Source organism: Winogradskyella pulchriflava, assembly GCF_042434315.1.
Lineage (GTDB): Bacteria > Bacteroidota > Bacteroidia > Flavobacteriales > Flavobacteriaceae > Winogradskyella > Winogradskyella pulchriflava.
Genome location: NZ_JBHLTQ010000002.1, coordinates 55,246 through 72,273, shown reverse-complemented (window position 1 = coordinate 72,273; position 17,028 = coordinate 55,246). Strand labels below are relative to the sequence as shown.

At 32.1% G+C, this 17,028-nt stretch carries 17 protein-coding genes; 3 read left to right on the top strand and 14 right to left on the bottom strand.

Annotated features, from left to right (window positions below; translation table 11 throughout):
- Positions 1 to 124 precede the first annotated feature (124 nt).
- Together ACFFGA_RS05460 and ACFFGA_RS05455 are read right to left on the bottom strand one after the other, a co-directional pair.
- Positions 125 to 910: a zinc ribbon domain-containing protein gene (locus ACFFGA_RS05460; protein WP_386060828.1), complete on the bottom strand. Its 786-nt coding sequence runs from the start codon at positions 908 to 910 to the stop codon at positions 125 to 127.
- Between the two features lie 2 nt (positions 911 to 912).
- Positions 913 to 2,007, bottom strand: a complete 1,095-nt coding sequence (locus ACFFGA_RS05455; RefSeq protein WP_386060826.1) for a Nif3-like dinuclear metal center hexameric protein — start codon at positions 2,005 to 2,007, stop codon at positions 913 to 915.
- Positions 2,008 to 2,047: 40 nt separating this feature from the next.
- Here ACFFGA_RS05455 and lpxK point away from each other — a divergent pair, with 40 nt between their 5' ends.
- The gene (gene lpxK / locus ACFFGA_RS05450) at positions 2,048 to 3,046 is read left to right on the top strand and encodes a tetraacyldisaccharide 4'-kinase (protein ID WP_386060823.1); all 999 of its coding nucleotides are present in this window, start codon (positions 2,048 to 2,050) and stop codon (positions 3,044 to 3,046) included.
- Here the strand turns inward: lpxK and ACFFGA_RS05445 are convergent.
- Genes ACFFGA_RS05445 through ACFFGA_RS05415 form a run of 7 tightly spaced genes read right to left on the bottom strand, consistent with a single transcriptional unit; the run spans position 3,043 to position 10,350 of the window.
- The gene (locus ACFFGA_RS05445; RefSeq protein WP_386060820.1) at positions 3,043 to 5,280 is read right to left on the bottom strand and encodes a tetratricopeptide repeat-containing hybrid sensor histidine kinase/response regulator; all 2,238 of its coding nucleotides are present in this window, start codon (positions 5,278 to 5,280) and stop codon (positions 3,043 to 3,045) included. The genes lpxK and ACFFGA_RS05445 overlap by 4 nt on opposite strands.
- Positions 5,281 to 5,308: 28 nt before the next feature.
- Positions 5,309 to 6,325, bottom strand: coding sequence for a type I glyceraldehyde-3-phosphate dehydrogenase (gene gap, locus ACFFGA_RS05440; protein ID WP_386060817.1), 1,017 nt, complete (start codon positions 6,323 to 6,325; stop codon positions 5,309 to 5,311).
- Complete coding sequence (gene lipA, locus ACFFGA_RS05435; RefSeq protein ID WP_386060814.1) at positions 6,325 to 7,197, bottom strand: lipoyl synthase; 873 nt, start codon at positions 7,195 to 7,197, stop codon at positions 6,325 to 6,327. Before lipA ends, gap begins: the two co-directional genes overlap by 1 nt.
- A 50-nt stretch (positions 7,198 to 7,247) precedes the next feature.
- Positions 7,248 to 8,492, bottom strand: a complete 1,245-nt coding sequence (locus ACFFGA_RS05430) for an Nramp family divalent metal transporter (protein ID WP_386060812.1) — start codon at positions 8,490 to 8,492, stop codon at positions 7,248 to 7,250.
- Positions 8,492 to 9,037: an RNA polymerase sigma factor gene (locus ACFFGA_RS05425; RefSeq protein ID WP_386060809.1), complete on the bottom strand. Its 546-nt coding sequence runs from the start codon at positions 9,035 to 9,037 to the stop codon at positions 8,492 to 8,494. Before ACFFGA_RS05425 ends, ACFFGA_RS05430 begins: the two co-directional genes overlap by 1 nt.
- Entirely contained in the window at positions 9,028 to 10,140 is a 1,113-nt protein-coding gene (locus ACFFGA_RS05420; RefSeq protein ID WP_386060806.1) for a glycosyltransferase, read from the bottom strand. The genes ACFFGA_RS05425 and ACFFGA_RS05420 overlap by 10 nt, the downstream gene beginning before the upstream one ends.
- Positions 10,141 to 10,146: 6 nt before the next feature.
- Complete coding sequence (locus ACFFGA_RS05415) at positions 10,147 to 10,350, bottom strand: membrane or secreted protein (RefSeq protein ID WP_386060804.1); 204 nt, start codon at positions 10,348 to 10,350, stop codon at positions 10,147 to 10,149.
- A 135-nt stretch (positions 10,351 to 10,485) separates the two neighbouring features.
- Between ACFFGA_RS05415 and aqpZ the strand changes: the two genes are divergently transcribed.
- Entirely contained in the window at positions 10,486 to 11,172 is a 687-nt protein-coding gene (gene aqpZ / locus ACFFGA_RS05410; RefSeq protein WP_386060801.1) for an aquaporin Z, read from the top strand.
- A 72-nt stretch (positions 11,173 to 11,244) separates the two neighbouring features.
- On the opposite strand, the gene ACFFGA_RS05405 is transcribed toward aqpZ, so the two are convergent.
- From ACFFGA_RS05405 to ACFFGA_RS05390, 4 genes are all read right to left on the bottom strand, one after another.
- On the bottom strand, positions 11,245 to 12,036 hold the full coding sequence (locus ACFFGA_RS05405; protein WP_386060798.1) for an RNA polymerase subunit sigma-70: 792 nt from the start codon (positions 12,034 to 12,036) through the stop codon (positions 11,245 to 11,247).
- Between the two features lie 12 nt (positions 12,037 to 12,048).
- On the bottom strand, positions 12,049 to 12,582 hold the full coding sequence (locus ACFFGA_RS05400) for an RNA polymerase sigma factor (protein WP_386060795.1): 534 nt from the start codon (positions 12,580 to 12,582) through the stop codon (positions 12,049 to 12,051).
- Positions 12,583 to 12,783: 201 nt separating this feature from the next.
- Positions 12,784 to 13,797: a UDP-N-acetylmuramate dehydrogenase gene (murB, locus tag ACFFGA_RS05395; RefSeq protein ID WP_386060792.1), complete on the bottom strand. Its 1,014-nt coding sequence runs from the start codon at positions 13,795 to 13,797 to the stop codon at positions 12,784 to 12,786.
- Positions 13,797 to 14,987, bottom strand: a complete 1,191-nt coding sequence (locus ACFFGA_RS05390; RefSeq protein WP_386060789.1) for a pyridoxal phosphate-dependent aminotransferase — start codon at positions 14,985 to 14,987, stop codon at positions 13,797 to 13,799. Before ACFFGA_RS05390 ends, murB begins: the two co-directional genes overlap by 1 nt.
- Positions 14,988 to 15,158: 171 nt before the next feature.
- On the opposite strand from ACFFGA_RS05390, the gene ACFFGA_RS05385 reads away from it, so the two are divergent.
- Positions 15,159 to 16,457 carry an aspartyl protease family protein gene (locus tag ACFFGA_RS05385; RefSeq protein WP_386060787.1) on the top strand — a complete coding sequence of 433 codons (1,299 nt, stop codon included), beginning with the start codon at positions 15,159 to 15,161 and terminating at the stop codon, positions 16,455 to 16,457.
- A gap of 33 nt (positions 16,458 to 16,490) precedes the next feature.
- On the opposite strand, the gene ACFFGA_RS05380 is transcribed toward ACFFGA_RS05385, so the two are convergent.
- Positions 16,491 to 16,919, bottom strand: coding sequence for a DUF1573 domain-containing protein (locus tag ACFFGA_RS05380; protein ID WP_386061229.1), 429 nt, complete (start codon positions 16,917 to 16,919; stop codon positions 16,491 to 16,493).
- Between the last annotated feature and the right edge of the window lie 109 nt (positions 16,920 to 17,028).

The following is a 17,028-nucleotide window of genomic DNA, read 5'->3' as shown; positions in this document are numbered from 1 at the left end:
AAGTTTGCTTTCTTTTTTAGGTAGTCGTCTAAAGTTACAAAACCTTAATTTTTATTATTTTAAAATTATATTAAAAAAAAGCCTTTGCGGATGCAAAGGCTTCTGTGTATTGTAAAGGATTAATTTACTTACTCAACTTAGCAAATAACTTATCCATTTTTGCTTTTTCTTCTTCAGCTAAAGCCGAATCAACTAAAATTCGTCCACTGTGCTCATCTGTAATTACTTTTTTACGGGAAGCAATTTCAACTTGCACTTGTGGTGGAATAGTAAAGAAAGAACCACCTGAAGCTCCACGCTCAATTGGTACAACCGCTAAACCATTCTTAACATTATTTCTAATTCTTAAGTATGCTTTTACTAAACGTTCGTCAATTTTCTTTTGGAAATCTTCTGACTTACTAATTAAAGCTTCTTCTTCTTTTTCTGTTTCTTTTAAGATTTCATTTAACTCACCTTTTTTGTGCTTTAGGTGTGTTTGACGATCTTTAAGACGATCTTTAGTTTCAGAAATAACTTCTTTCTTTTGTTCTATTTGAGCTTTAAATTCTTTAATGTGCTTTTCAGCTAATTGAATTTCAAGTTCTTGGAATTCAATCTCTTTTGTTAATGAATTGTATTCTCTGTTATTTCTAACGTTATTTTGTTGCTCGCTATATTTTTTGATTAAAGATTTAGCTTCTTCGATTAAATTCTTTTTTCCTTTAATCTCATCATCAATAATTGCAAGACTGTCATTCAATTTTTCTAATCTAGTATTCAGTCCTTCAACCTCATCTTCTAAATCTCTAACTTCTAATGGAAGTTCACCTCTGACATTTCTTATTTCATCTACTCTAGAATCAATTAATTGTAAATCATATAACGCTCTTAGACGTTCTTCTACAGTAGCTTCAGCTTTTTTTGCCATAATTATAAATACTTTACCGGATTTGTATTTGTCTTTGATAAAATGATTGCAAAATTAGTAATTTTTTTTGAGAGATAGTCTACTAAAAAGGATTTTGTGAACTGTTCACTTTCATAATGCCCAATATCTGCCAATATGATACTATTTTCGGCACTAAAAAAATCATGATATTTAAGGTCTGCAGTGACAAAAAGGTCAGCACCTGATGCTTTTGCCGCACTAATAGCAAAACTGCCTGAGCCGCCTAAAACTGCAATTTTTTTAATGGGTCTATCAATGAGTTTTGAATGTCTTATGCAATCCGTCTGCATGTTTTGTTTCACATATCGCAGACATTCAGTGGCATTCATTTCGGTTGGAAGCTCACCTATCATTCCCATTCCAATATGTTGGTTGTTGTTATCAAGGGTGAAAATTTCGTAAGCAACTTCCTCGTAAGGATGTGCTTCAAATAAGGCTTTTAAGACTTTAGACTCTAAGTGTTTTTTATAGGTTACGGAAATTGCAGTTTCATTTTCGGTATGTAATTTTCCTTTTTTGCCTATCACAGGGTTTGAATCTTCATTGCCTTTATAAGTACCTTCTCCTTGAGTATTGAAACTGCAGAACTCGTAGTTACCAATGCTACCTGCACCTGCTTTGAACAAAGCTTTACGCAATTCTTCAGCATTATTTTGAGGAACATACGTTTGTAGTTTTTTTATTGTGCCAGATTGTGGAATTAGGATTTTTTTGTTTTTTAAACCTAATTGTTCACAAATAATAGAATTAACTCCTTCTATTGCATTGTCTAATGCTGTATGGATTGAAAATATTGCAATGTTATTCTGTATGGCTTTAATAACAACACGCTCCACATAGGTTTTTCCTGTTAATTTTTTCAAACCATTAAAAATAATAGGATGAAAGCTAACTATAAGGTTACAATTATTAGCAATAGCCTCGTCAACAACAGCTTCAAGTGTATCTAATGTCACTAAAATACCAGAAACTTTTTGATTTTTATCACCTACTAAAAGGCCTACATTATCAAAATCTTCGGCATAAGCTAATGGAGCTAAGTCGTGCAAGTGATTAATTACGTCTTGTATAATCATAAGTGTATATTTGTTTCAAAAATAATATATTTTAGTGCTCGTGAAATTTATCCGTAAAATATTGTTTCCAATTGTACCTATTTACTACGTGGTAACTTGGTTACGAAATTGGTTATATGATAAAGGTGTAAAATCTTCAAAAACGTATGATTTTCCTATAATTTGTGTAGGTAATCTAAGTACTGGTGGCACTGGGAAAACACCAATGATTGAATATTTAATACGCTTATTAAAAGATGAAAAATCTGTTGCTACCTTAAGTAGAGGTTATAAACGTATTACTGAGGGTTTTGTTTTGGGTGATAAAACAGCAACGGCAGATACTATAGGTGACGAGCCTTATCAATTTTTTAGAAAATTTAATGATATTACAGTTGCTGTAGATGGTAATCGCCAAAACGGTATTGAGCAATTAATGTCCTTAGAAAATAAACCTGAAGTTATCTTATTGGATGATGCCTACCAACATAGAAAAGTTAATGCTGGCTTTAATATTCTTCTAACCGCTTATTACAATCTTTATTTTAACGATATTGTTTTGCCTACCGGAAATTTAAGAGAGCCGCGTTCTGGCTCAAAGCGAGCAAATGTTATTGTGGTTACAAAGTGTCCTGCGGATTTATCTGCAGAAGAAAAAAATAAGATTATTTCAAAGTTAAAGTTGCAAGCACATCAAAAAGCATTTTTTAGTCATATTGATTATTCCGAAAAAGTAATATCTAAAAATAATGTGTTAACGTTGAATGAGTTATCGGAATTTACGCTTGTTACCGGAATTGCTAATGCAAAACCACTTGTTGATTTTTTAACAAAAAGGGGATTGGCTTTTAATCATATAGAATATCCAGATCATTACAGTTTTAGACCAATGGATATAGAGATGTTGGAAAAGAAAGATTTAATTATTACTACTGAAAAGGACTACGTAAGGTTATCTGATAATGAAAATTTAGCGTCTAAATTATTCTATATACCTATACAATTAAAGATTGATGATGCTGAAACTTTTAATAAAAGTATTAACTCATTCGTTGATTAGAAGAAACTAGAGGTTACTTCCTTTCCAGAAAGTACATCATGTAGTTTATTTTCAAAATCTTCTTGTTTAAAAGGTTTAGAAATAATGTCATTAAAGCCTGCTTCACCAAATTCATGCATTTTGTCTTCTAGCGTTACAGCAGTAAGTGCAAAGATGGTTAAGTCTTTATCAAAAGTTCTGATAATCTTTGTGGCTTCTAATCCACTGATACCTGGCATGTGAATGTCCATTAACACTACATTATAGGCTGTTGATTTTACTTGTTCCACAGCGGCTTCGCCATTGTCTACAACATCGCAATAAAGTCCCATTTTGTTAAGGATCTTTTTGGTAATCATCTGATTGATTTTGTTGTCTTCAACAATCAAAATTTTAACTTCACTTAAATCCAAATCTTCCATCTTATTAGATTTTTTAATTTTTTCTACTATAGGCTTCTTAGCTTCTTCAGCATATTCTAAAGGAATTTCAAAAAAGAATGTTGTGCCTTTTCCAAGCTCACTCTTTAAGTAAATGTTACCCTTTAAAATTTTGATAAGTCCTTTTACAATAGATAAACCTAGACCAGTACCACCATATTTACGGTTAATCTGTACAGAGCCCTGGGAGAAGCTCTCAAACATGTGGTCTTGTTTTTCTTTTGTAATACCAATGCCATTATCTTCAATTTCAAAGCGCAGCGTGTAGGTGTTGTCTTTTTTGCCAATTTTGTACGCTCTCACCCAGATGTCACCATCTTTTGTGAATTTAATAGCATTTCCTAGTAGGTTAATTAAGATTTGGGAAATCTTTAATTGGTCACCATTATATGTTTCTGGTAAACCGTCTTCATAGTCAAAATGTAATTCTGTACCATTATCTTTAGCAGAATTGCCAAGTGCAGAAATTACGTTTTCTATTTTATTTTTAAGGTTGAATACTTCTGGGTCTAGCTCAACTTTATTAGCTTCAATTTTATTGATTTGAAGAATGTCATTAATAAACGTTAGTAGATAATCGCCAGAAAATTTCAATGATTTTAAATGTGGTATTTGATGCTCTTTTGGGTTTTCATCTAATAACATATTTGTTAAGCCAGTAACCGCATAAAGTGGTGTACGTAACTCGTGTGTTACTGTAGATAAAAAGTTGGCCTTAGTCTTAGACGCTAATTCTGCTTTTTCTTTTGCAACAATAAGCTCATCATTTTTAGTATGTAGCATATTGTTGGTTCTTAATCTTATATTATTGTTTTTATATAGCGATAAGGTTAAAAGTGATAATATGGTAATAAGAGCTATACTTAATATAGTAGTAATCCTTGTGAAATTACTTTCTGCACTAACTTCATCTATTTGGGCTTTAAGCTGTGCGTTTTGAGCATCTTTATATTTAGATATGGATTGCCCTGTAATACCTGGAGCAAGATTTTCACGTTTTACATCTAGTATTGAATCGGATAACTGTATATGTTTTGTGATAAACTCATACGAATTTTTGTAATCTCCTCTTTTTTTATGAATATCGCTTAAGGTGAGGTAAGCTTCATTAATGTTTTCTACAAGTTTATAGGCTTTTGCAATAGATAATCCTTCTTCAACTTGTGATAATGCTAAATCATTATTGTTTTGAACACTATAAATTTTACCAGATTGTATTAAAGCACTACTAAGTCTTCGTCTTTGGTTGTATTTCTTTGCTATAATAATGGTTTTATCTAGTCGAGATTTGGCTTCGTCATAGCGTTGCAACGCAATATAGGTTTTAGCTTCGTTTAATGTAACTTCGGAAATATATTCCTCTAAATCTTCTTGTTCAAATAGGGTTATAGCAGACTTGTAGTATCCTAATGCATCCTCATATTCTTCTTTTGTATTAAGAATAACACCTTTAATATTATAAGTAATAGCTAGGTTTGGATAATCGCTAATTTCACGCTGAATGTTTATAGCGTTATTTAAAGATACATTGGCTTTATCTGTTTCGCCAACCAAAAACTGAACTTTGGCTATTTTAGTGTGGGTTTTTCCTAGACTCTTTTTGTCCTCTATTTTTTCAGCAATATCTATTGCTTTACTAAGATTGTCCAATGCATTATAGTAGTCACCTCGGTCACTATCTAGCTTAGCCTGATCTACGTGATTTTGTAGTCTTAAAGATAACATGTCTGAATCTTCTGCACCAATTTTTTGTGCGAAAATCAGACTGCTAACACATGCTAAAAAGACAAATATGTAATATTTGATTCGGGACATTTCAGCTCTCCTTAAAGAACAAATATAATTATTTATTCGACAAAAGTGCTTTTTTATCCGATAAATTGCAAATTAAATCTAAAATTCTTGAACTGTAGCCAGTTTCATTATCATACCAACCTACAATTTTTACCATATTTCCTATGACCGAAGTCATTAATGCATCAAACACACACGAATGTGTATTACCTACAATATCAATAGAAACAATAGGGTCTTCTGTATATTCTAAAATGTCTTTTAGCTTAGAAGTTGCAGCATTTTTAAAAATTGAATTCACTTCTGTAATAGAAGTGGGTTTTTTCACATTTATAGTTATATCTGTCAAAGATCCATTTGCGACAGGAACTCTAATACCACAACCTCCAATAACATCTGATAAGTCTGGGAAAATTTTTGTTAAGGCTTTAGCAGCACCAGTTGTGGTTGGAACTATAGATTGACCAGCAGCTCTAGCGCGTCTTAAATCTCTATGAGGTTGATCGTGTAAGCTTTGATCTGTAGTGTAGGAGTGCACTGTAGTAATATACGCTTGCTCAATGCCTAAATGTTGCTTTATTAAAGCTATCATTGGAGCAGCATTGTTTGTGGTACATGAAGCGTTAGATATAATAGTTTCAGAGCCATCTATACTATTATCATTTACTCCAAAAACAATGGTTTTTATATCCTCGTCTTGTGCAGGGACCGATAAAACAACACGTTTTGCTCCGTTGTTAATATGATGTTGTAATTCTGTTTTGGTTTTAAATTTTCCTGTAGATTCTATAACAAAATCTGGTTGAACAGTAGTCCAGTCAATAGTTTTTGGATGAGAAAGGTTATATAATGGAATGGAGATATCGTCTATGATAATATTTGTATCGTCAAAAGAGATACTATTATTTAAAACACCATGAATACTATCATATTTTAGTAAGTGACTTAAAGTTTTTGCATCTGCCAAATCGTTTATGGCAACAATTTTTATTTGTGGGTGTTGAAGTGCTAATCTAAATACACGACGACCAATTCTACCAAATCCGTTTATGGCAACCTTAATCATTAGTTGATATGTTTTTGCGCTTTGTATGAAGATCTTACCAAAGCACTACTTTCTACATGTCTAAAACCTAGACTTAATCCTATTTCTTCAAATTCCTTAAACTCATCAGGATTGATAAATCGTTTTACAGGTAAATGTTTTTTACTTGGTTGTAGATATTGGCCTATAGTTACAACATCTACATTGTTTTCTCGTAAATCGTGGAGTGTTTCAATAACTTCTTCTCTGGTTTCTCCTAAACCTAGCATGATACCAGATTTTGTTCTACGTTGGCCTTGTTGTTTTAAATATTTTAAAACTCCCATGCTACGATCGTATTTTGCTTGTATACGAACCTCGCGCGTTAACCGTCTTACAGTTTCAATATTATGAGAAACCACCTCAGGAGCTACATCAATAATTCTGTCAATGTGTTTTTCTATACCTTGGAAATCTGGGATTAAAGTTTCTAATGTCGTTTCAGTATTCATTCTGCGGACAGCTTTCACGGTCTCAGCCCACATAATACTTCCCATATCTTTTAGGTCATCTCTATCTACACTTGTTAAAACGGCATGTTTTATTTGCATTAATTTAATGGAGCGTGCTACTTTTTCTGGCTCATCCCAATCTACAGTTTCTGGTCGTCCTGTTTTTACACCACAAAATCCGCAAGAACGCGTACACACGTTTCCTAAAATCATAAATGTTGCAGTACCTTCTCCCCAGCATTCTCCCATATTAGGACAACTACCAGAAGTACAAATAGTATTAAGTTTGTACTTATCTACTAAGCTTCTGAGTTCTGTATATTTTTTTCCAGTTGGTAATTTTACCCTAAGCCATTTTGGCTTACGTTCTGGTAAAATATTTGAGGCAACTTTAGATTCCATGCATTTATAATTTCAGAACGCAAAGATACGAAGTAAAAAATTAAAACAGGTTAAAGAAAAGTTAGGTACCATATGCTGAAACCAAATAAAAATAAGATTCCCATCCAAGATAAAATATGCAGTTTTAAGCTTGGTCTCCAATCTTTTGGAGTGTGCTTACTTGAAATTAATTTGTAATTGATAATGGCATAAAAAGGAGCCGTAATAAAAGAGAGGATGGTTGCTATTTTTACTAATAATCCCATTTCTGAAGCAAAAGCAAGGAATATAAAAATAGTACCGAAAGCAAGGATTAATATCCAGTATAAATAGCCATTCTTTAGAGATTTTTGGTATAAGATTTCTAAACTTTTGGTCATAGCTCTTGGTGAAGCATCCAATGTTGTTATAGTTGTACTAAACATGGTTGTAAATGCAGCAATGCCAATAATTACAAAGGCCCAACTGCCTAAACTTTTGGTATATAAGTCTATTAATTGATTCGAAAAAACTGCTGCCTTATTACTAAAGGTTTCTCCTGTATTGAACATTATAAAGTAGCCCAAACAAACAAAAGCGATACCTAAAATTATTGCTCCAAGGTAACCAATATTAAAATCCAGTAGTGCTTGTTTTGGTGTGAAGGAACCTTCGTCTTTTTTCTTTTCAATTGCCCAAATAGAGTGCCAAACCGAAATATCCAATGGTGCAGGCATCCATCCCATAAAGGCAATTAAGAAGATAATTTCTGTAGTATTATCTGGTAATACCTGTAACAGAGCTATTGGTTTGTCGAATTCAATAAAAGCAAAGGAAACAGCAGTCAAGGTGCTAATGGTTAGTGTAACAATTATAATTTTAATGAGTTTATCTAAAGTGCTGTATTTTCCTAAAAAGAGAATAAATAAACAAACCATTAGGATTATTACCGTCCAAATTTCTACACTACTTATGCTTTCAAAACCAAAATTTAAAAAGCTAAGGTCACCAAAAATTGAATGTGCCAAGCCAGCTGTAACAATAGTTACTGCAGTTTGAATCGTAAACATTGTGGCCAAGTTTAATATAAAATAAGCAATTAAAACACCTTTACCTAACTTTTGATAGCCTTCCAATAAGCTCTCACCAGTTGCAGCTGCATAGCGTGGACCAAATTGAAAGAAAGGATATTTAAATACATTAACGAGTAACAAAGCCCAGAGTAAACCTAAGCCAAAATCCGCGCCAGCTCTAGTAGATTGTACCAAATGAGACACACCTATTGCTGCACCTGCGAATAATAATCCAGGGCCCAGTTTTTTTACTATAGATAACATTAGGTTTTTGTAATAATAGCTGCCAAGAGTTTTTTTGCTCTTAAAAGTTTCACTTTTACGTTGTTTATAGGCTCATTAAGCTCTTCAGAAATTTCCTTGTAACTTAATTCTTGAAAATAACGTAAATTAATAACTTCTTGATAATGAGGCTTTAGTTTTTTTATATCTCTTAAAAGCTTGGCAAGGTTTTGCTCTGTAATAATTTTATCTTCAGGAGTAGGTGAGTCGTCAATAATGTCGAAATAATTGTCATCGTTATCTTTTGAAGTATTTCTAATAGTTTTTTTCTGCTTTCTTACTAAATCAATATGAATGTTTTTTGAAATTGTAATCAGCCAAGTTTTAAACTTATAATCTTCATTGTAGGTATTAATCTTGTCAAAAGCTTTAGAAAATGTCTGAATGGTAATGTCTTCAGCATCGTTTTCATTTTCAGTGCGCTTTAATTGAAAAGCATAAACATCGTTCCAAAAAGTGTCTAATAGAAAGTTGAACGCAATCTGATCATTCTGCTTTGCTTTTGTAATTGCGTCTTTTATTTCCAATGTTTTGGTGTAGATATGAGATTAGCAATAAAGATAAATAATTGTGTACTAATTAAAAATAATTCTAGAACAGGTGCTAAAAAGATAAGATTAACGTCATCTAGTTTTTTTGCGGTGAGCCCAAAACTTGTAAGTTGTATTGAAAACCTCAGTACAATTAGTGCTATAACCCATTGCCAATTGTATGTTGTTATAAGAAGTAATATCCCTAAACACCAGAAAAGGATTTGCGAACTATAGAATAGACCTAACAAGAACTTATGTTTCGTTTTATAGAACGAAGCAGTGCTGATATGTCTGCGTTTTTGTAAGATCCAATCTTTAAAAAATGTTTTAGGTTTTGAAATTGTAAAACTTTCTTTTGAAAAACAAAGTGCTGTATTTTTATTGTCTGCAACTTCATTTATAAATAAATCATCATCGCCAGATTTTATGGATATATGACCGTTAAAACCATTGTTATTAAAAAACAATTCCTTTCTATATGCCATATTTCTGCCCACTCCCATGTATGGCATTCCTAAGTTGGCATATGAGAAATATTGTAAAGCGGTCATTACAGTTTCAAATCTAATGAGTTGATTTAGAAATGAAAAAGGCTTTTTAGCATAAGCGCCATATCCTAAAACGATAGCTTTTTGGTTAGAAAATTTGCTGCTAATATGCGCCAGCCATTTGTTTGAACTTGGTTTGCAATCAGCATCAGTAAAAACCAAAAAGTTGTGTTTAGAAGCTTTAATACCTAGGGTTAAAGCATATTTTTTATTGCCCCAAAATGCTTCAATGGTTTTTACATTGACCAGTTTAATATTGTCGTATTCTGCTTCAAATTTTTTCATTACGTCCAATGTACCATCAGATGAACTGTCGTTAACTAAAACAACTTCAAAATTTGAATAGTCTTGATTTAAAATAAACGGAAGATTCTGTTCCAAGTTTTTAGCTTCGTTTTTTGCACAGATAATTACAGAAACAGGTACATGTTTTTTTAACCTAGTTTCGGGACGCTTAGCAGAAAATGAAAAAAGAAAAGAGAGGTAAAAAATAATTTGAACACCAACAACTACAATAAAAACAAAGAAAAGTATTGTGGTAATGCTCATTAAAGCCTAAGAATGTTGTGGTTCGTTACAATCACTAAATTGGTCTGGTGTTTTTCCACAAAAGCCACAAGCTTCACCTTCTTTATTTAACATTGGGTTTTGGCTTGCACAAGTTCCTGCAAATTCACCATCTTTTTTTGCCCATAGTTTTATGGCAATTCCTGCAATGGCTAAAGCTAATAAACCAAGTGTAAGGAGTAGTAATTTCATTGTGATACTTAAATTTAATACAAAGATAATGCTTTTACATTTATCTAAAGCCCTTCTTCAATTGTGACTTTAGATTATATGCTTGTGTCATAAAAATATTATACATTTTTATTACTAACTAATTAATTATCAATTATGAAAAAATTATTTGCTGAGTTTTTCGGAACCTTTTGGCTTGTGTTTGGCGGTTGTGGTAGCGCAATTTTTGCTGCTGGAATTCCAAATTTAGGAATTGGATTTGTAGGTGTTGCATTTGCTTTCGGTCTTGCTGTATTGACAATGGCTTATGCTGTAGGTCATATTTCTGGAGCACATTTTAATCCAGCTGTTTCTATTGGTCTTTGGGCTGGTGGAAAGTTTGAAGCTAAAGATTTATTGGGTTATATTATAGCTCAGGTTATTGGAGCAATTGCTGCTGCTGGTGTATTATATTTAATCGTTTCTGGTAAAGCTGACTTTGAGTCTGTTGGTGGTTTTGCGGCTAATGGTTATGGTGAATTATCGCCAGATGGTTATAACATGACATCTGCATTAATTGCAGAATTTATTTTAACAGCATTTTTTATGTTAGTTATTTTAGGAAGTACTTATCCTAAAGCACCAAAAGGTTTTGCTGGTATTGCAATTGGTTTGGCTTTGGTTTTAATTCATTTAATAAGTATTCCTATTACTAATACATCGGTAAATCCAGCGAGATCTTTAAGTCAAGCATTATTTGCTGATGGTGCCTATTTATCTCAGGTGTGGTTGTTTTGGGTTGCTCCAGTAGCAGGTGCTGTTGCTGGTGGAATAATTCATAAAGCATTTTTTGGTAAAGAATAAGTATTGCTTATAATAGACCATAAAAAAGAGGAACGTTATAACGTTCCTCTTTTTTATTTATTTAAGTTGAAATTAATTCTCCTTTAATGATACTTCTGCAACTTCAGTATTATTTTCGTTAGCTTTACTACCACTAGTTCCAATTTTAATACTTAAGGCCAAGGCATCTTCCATATATGGAATATGTTTTAGCCTACGGTCAGACTCGTCTAATATACCTAAGTTAACCATTCTGTCTTGTAACTCTGCCCAAATCTCGTAATGTTGTTCTTTAGGCAATTGAGGTAATGTAATAACATCAATCATTGACGTTTTTTCAACAGGATTAATATATGCTACGGTTTTTAAATTCTTAGCACGTTCATTACCATTGATAACATATTTTCTGGCGTCAGGATTGTTTAATTTATTTAGCTCTCTAGATAGCTCAGTTAATTTTTTATTGTTGTTTTCTATATCGCTTCTTAAATCAAAAATTTCTTCTACAACAACATTGTTTTCATTCGCTAAATTTTGATTTTTCTGATACAGCATAAATGATGTTGCAGCAAATAATATAGCAGCAGCACTTGCAGCTATACTATACCAAGGAGTTTTTCTGTTCTGTACTAACTGAATTACTTTAGTATCGTCAGTTTCATCTAAAGCTTCTAAAATGTTAGATAATACATTTTTTGGCACATCTACTGCGCCAGCTTTAGCAATGATTTCTAAATTATTCTGAAGTTTTTCATAAGCTGTAGCAACTTCTGGATAATTACCAATAAAATACTCTACTTCTCTTGTCTCTTCAATAGAAGTGTCACCTACTAAATACTTATTCAGTAAGTTAGAGTTTAAAAAGTTATGTAATTTTGTTTCCATGATAAATACTTTTTAAGGCTCGTAAACTTTTTTGAGTTCACGTAATCCTATTTTTAATCTAGATTTAATGGTACCAAGCGGAATGTCTAATTCTTCACTCGCTTCTTGTTGCGTCATGCCTTGAAAAAAGAGGGCATCTAACACAATTTGGTACTTTTCTTCTAGTCGTCCAACATGCTCTTTAATATCCATTACGTCCTGGTTTAAATTGCTTGTTGGTAAAATATATACGTTAGAAGTCTCAATTTGGACTTCTTTCTTATATCGATTGTTGAAACTCCTTAATTTATCTATTGCTGTATTTCTTGCTATACGGAATAACCAAGTGAATAATTTTGCTTTGCTAGGATCGTACTTTGAAGCATTTTTCCAGACTTTGATAAAGGTTTCTTGCAGTGCATCTTCAGCTACTTCTTCATTTACGGTAACTTTTAAGATAACACCATAAAGACTGCTTGAATAATTTTCATAAAGAAGATTCAAAGCGCGTTTATCTCCTTTTTGGAGATAATCAATTATTTTTTGTTCGGTAGGTGTTATACTCAAAATGTTAAAATCTTATTTTTTCACTCTTAAAACATCCAAAACGGATTAATAAACGTAAATATAATTAAATAGACCTTATAGGTCATCAGCATATATAATTTGAAATAACTTTTTCTTCCATTGAGAGGTTGATTAATAGCATTTTTTAATAAAAGAATTATTTCAAATTCAAAAGTCGTAATGAAAATTACGACTTTTGTTTTATATAATGTTTACTTCAGTTTCTATTGAGATATCAAAAATACGTTTTACTGTTTTTTGAATCAATAAAGCCAAGTTATATATGTCGCTACCTTTTGCGTTGCCATAGTTAACTAAGACAAGGGCTTGTTTATTGTGTACACCATAGTCATTAAAGCGTTTTCCTTTAAAACCAGCTTGCTCAATAAGCCAACCTGCAGGAACTTTCACTTCGGTTTCTGAAATTTTGTACGAAGGTACCTCGGGAAAATTTTCTTTAAGTTTTTCAAACTTTTTAGCTGAAACAATCGGGTTTTTAAAAAAACTTCCGCTATTTCCAATCTCTTTAGGATCTGGTAATTTACTTTGTCTTATTGCTATTACGGCTTCAGAAATATTTTGAATTGTTGGGTTAGTGACATTTAAAATTTCGAGTTGCTGTTTTATAGCTCCATAATCAACATTTAATTTATGCTTGGTTTTTGTGAGTTCAAAATTTACACTTGTAATAATATATTGACCTTTTAGTTTTTGTTTAAAAACAGATTCTCTATAATCAAACTCACAATCGGACTTGGTAAAAGTTTTTAACCTTTGGTTTGTGATATGAATTGCTTCACAACTCACAAAAACATCTTTTAATTCCACTCCATAGGCACCAATATTCTGAATAGGTGCAGTACCTACATTACCTGGTATAAGTGATAAGTTTTCTATTCCCCCATAATTGTGCTCTAAGCACCAAAGTACAAACTCATGCCAGTTTTCACCAGCCATTGCTTTTACAATAACTTTGTCATTGGTTTCACTAACAATTGTAATTCCCTTTAGATTAATGTGTAGTACTAATGCTTCAATATCTTTAGTTAACAACATGTTGCTTCCTCCTCCAAGAATAAAAAGCGGATTATTATGCTCTTTTTCTAGAGTAGATTTTAGTTCTTCTATAGTTGAGACAGGACAATAAGAAGTTGCTTTAGCATCTATACCAAAGGTGTTAAAAGGTTTTAATGAAACATTTTTTGCTATGGTCATTAGTCCTTATATGCTTTTAGAGCTTCAGCCAATATTTTTACAGCAATTTTTAAACTTTCTTCATTTAAGACATAAGCTATACGGATTTGGTTGAGACCTACACCTGGTGTTGAATAAAAACCTGCTGCTGGTGCAACCATAACTGTATTGTTTTGATAATCAAAAGATTCTAATAGCCAGCGTGCAAAATTATCAGAGTTCTTTACTGGTAATTCTGCTATACAATAAAATGCACCATTTGGTTTAGCCACTTTTACTCCTTCAATTTTTTCTAATTCAGAAATGAGTAAGTTTCTTCGTTTTACATACTCATCAATAACATCATCAAAATAACTTTGTGGTGTTTCTAAGGCTGCTTCACTTGCAATTTGTGCCAATGTTGGCGGACTTAGTCTCGCTTGCGCAAATTTTAAAGCTGTTTTTATAACATCTTTGTTTTTTGAAACCAAGTATCCAATTCTTGCTCCGCACATGCTGTAGCGTTTAGAAACTGAGTCTATAACAATAGCATGATTTTCTAATCCAGGTTCTTGTAAAATGGAATAGTGCTTAATGCCATCGTAAACAAACTCTCTGTAAACTTCATCAGCTATTAAAAATAAATCATGCTTTTTTACAATAGAAGCTAGTTTTTTTATTTCTTCTTTAGAGTATAAATAACCTGTAGGGTTTCCAGGATTACATATTAAAATAGCTTTGGTTTTTGGTGTAATTAATTTTTCAAATTCTTCAATTGGAGGTAATGCAAAGTTATCTTCAATTTTAGAAATAACAGGTACTACGTTAACACCAGAAGCTGTTGAAAACCCATTATAGTTGGCATAAAATGGCTCAGGAATTATGATTTCGTCATCTTCATCCATAATACTACCAAAAGCAAATAGTAATGCCTCACTACCACCTGTGGTTACAATAATGTCGTTATGTGTAACTTCAATACTATTGCGACCATAGTATTGGGCAATTTTTTTTCTATATTCCTCAGAACCTTCTGAACGTGAATACGCTAAAATATCTAAGGAGTGTACCTTAACCGCATCTAGCGCAATTGATGGGGTTTTTATATCTGGCTGACCAATATTTAGATAGTATACTGTTTTTCCTTGTTTATGAGCTTCTTCAGCAAATGGCACCAATTTTCTAATTGGTGATTCTGGCATGTTTATACCTTTTTTCGAAATTTTTGGCATTGTTGAGTTTTTAAAGTGCTAAGTTCTGAAATTTCTTAAAGTTTATGTAAAAAAAAGCCTTTAAAATAAAGATATAGGATAAAGATTTGTAACTTCATTTAAAACGAACCAAAATTGAAATTACTTTTTAGATATATATTTATATGTTTTTTGAGTATAAACAGTTGCTTTTTGTCAGCTCAGGACAATTTTTTTCTAAAAGATAATGTTAGCGACAAAATACACTTTGAATTTGCTAGCAACCTAATTATCATTCCTTTAGAAATTAATGGAGTGACTTTGTCGTTTGTTTTAGATACAGGTGTAAGAAAGGCAATTCTATTTAATCTCTCTGAACGCGACTCTCTGGATTTAAAAAACACAAAAACCTTTTACTTACATGGTTTGGGAGGTGATGGACGTATTGAAGCCTTAAAGTCTACCCATAATAAATTCAGAATTGGAGAAGCGGTTTGTAATAACAAAGATTTATATGTTGTTTTTGATAAGGCCATCAATTTTACACCAAGGCTTGGAGTGTTGGTTCATGGTATTATTGGTTACGATATTTTCAAGGATTTTGTGGTAGAAATCAATTACAACTCCAAATACATAAGGTTGCACAGACCAGATGCTTTTAAACCTAAATCTTCAAAAAAATGGAAGACTTTGCCAATTGTTATTCATCAAAACAAACCTTACTTGGATGCTGATATTGCCATTACAGAAGAAATTAAACAAGTTAAATTGCTAATAGATACTGGTAGTAGTGACGCACTGTGGTTATTTGAAGATAAAAATGAAGGCATTATACCAAATAAAGACATGTTTTTTAATGATTATTTAGGTCAAGGGCTAAGTGGATCGGTTTATGGAATACGATCTAAAGTGAAAAACTTTACCTTAAGTGCGTTTAATCTTAATAATGTTAATGTTGCCTTTCCAGATTCTGTGTCTATAGATGTTGCCAAAATACATAAAGAACGTAACGGAAGTGTAGGCGGAGATATTTTAAAGCGGTTCAATTGGTTTTTTGATTACAATAATAACCAGATACACTTTAAAAAAAATGGCTTGTTTAAAGATCCATTTACCTATAACAATAGTGGTATTGTGTTAGAACATCATGGTACAATGTTTGTGAGAGAACAAATTAAAGTACCTCCACGAACCAGTTATTCTGAAAGGGATCATTCTAATGCTGTAAAGATAGATTTTGCTATAAGTCATATAATGGTTTTAAAACCCACTTATAAGATTATAGAATTAAGAACTTCATCTAACGCATACGCTTCTGGCTTAAGGGTTGGTGATATTCTCATTGGCATCAACGGTAAGCCTGCTTATGACTATAAACTCTCACAAATAAATATGATTTTTCATGGTAAAACAGGAAAGACCATACGTCTAAAGGTAGAACGAAATGGGGAAACCATGACATATAAGTTTAAACTAGACAATGCCTTTAAAAAAAGTGAGCCCTCAAATTGAGGGCTCATATAATTATAAAAAGTAAAGCAGAACTTATTGCTCAATCATACTTTTTTCTTTCTTTTCTAAAACACTTGTTTTATCAGGATCTATAACTAACCCTTTAATTTTAAGTGCAACAGTTGGAGTTTCAGCATTAGAAATAACGGTTATAGTTTTTCTAATTGGGTTTACTCTTTTGGTGTCATATTTTACTTCAATCTCACCAGTTTCACCAGGCATGATTGGTCCTTTAGGTTTTTTAGGTACAGTACATCCGCAAGTAGATTTAACACTAGAGATTATTAAAGGTGCATTACCAGTATTAGTAAATTCAAATACTCTTACACCATCAGCACCTTTTTCAATGGTACCATAATCGATTACGTCTGTCTTAAACTCAATTTTCGCGACTTTTTTCTCTTGAGCAAAGGATCCAAGACTAATTAAACCTACAAATAAAATTGCTATTAAATTTTTCATCATTTTAAATTTTTAAATTGATACTATCAAAATTACTTACTTTTTAACTCTCCTCAAAATTAATTAGATGTAATACATAGCATTTAACAGTATTTAGTGATTTATAGCC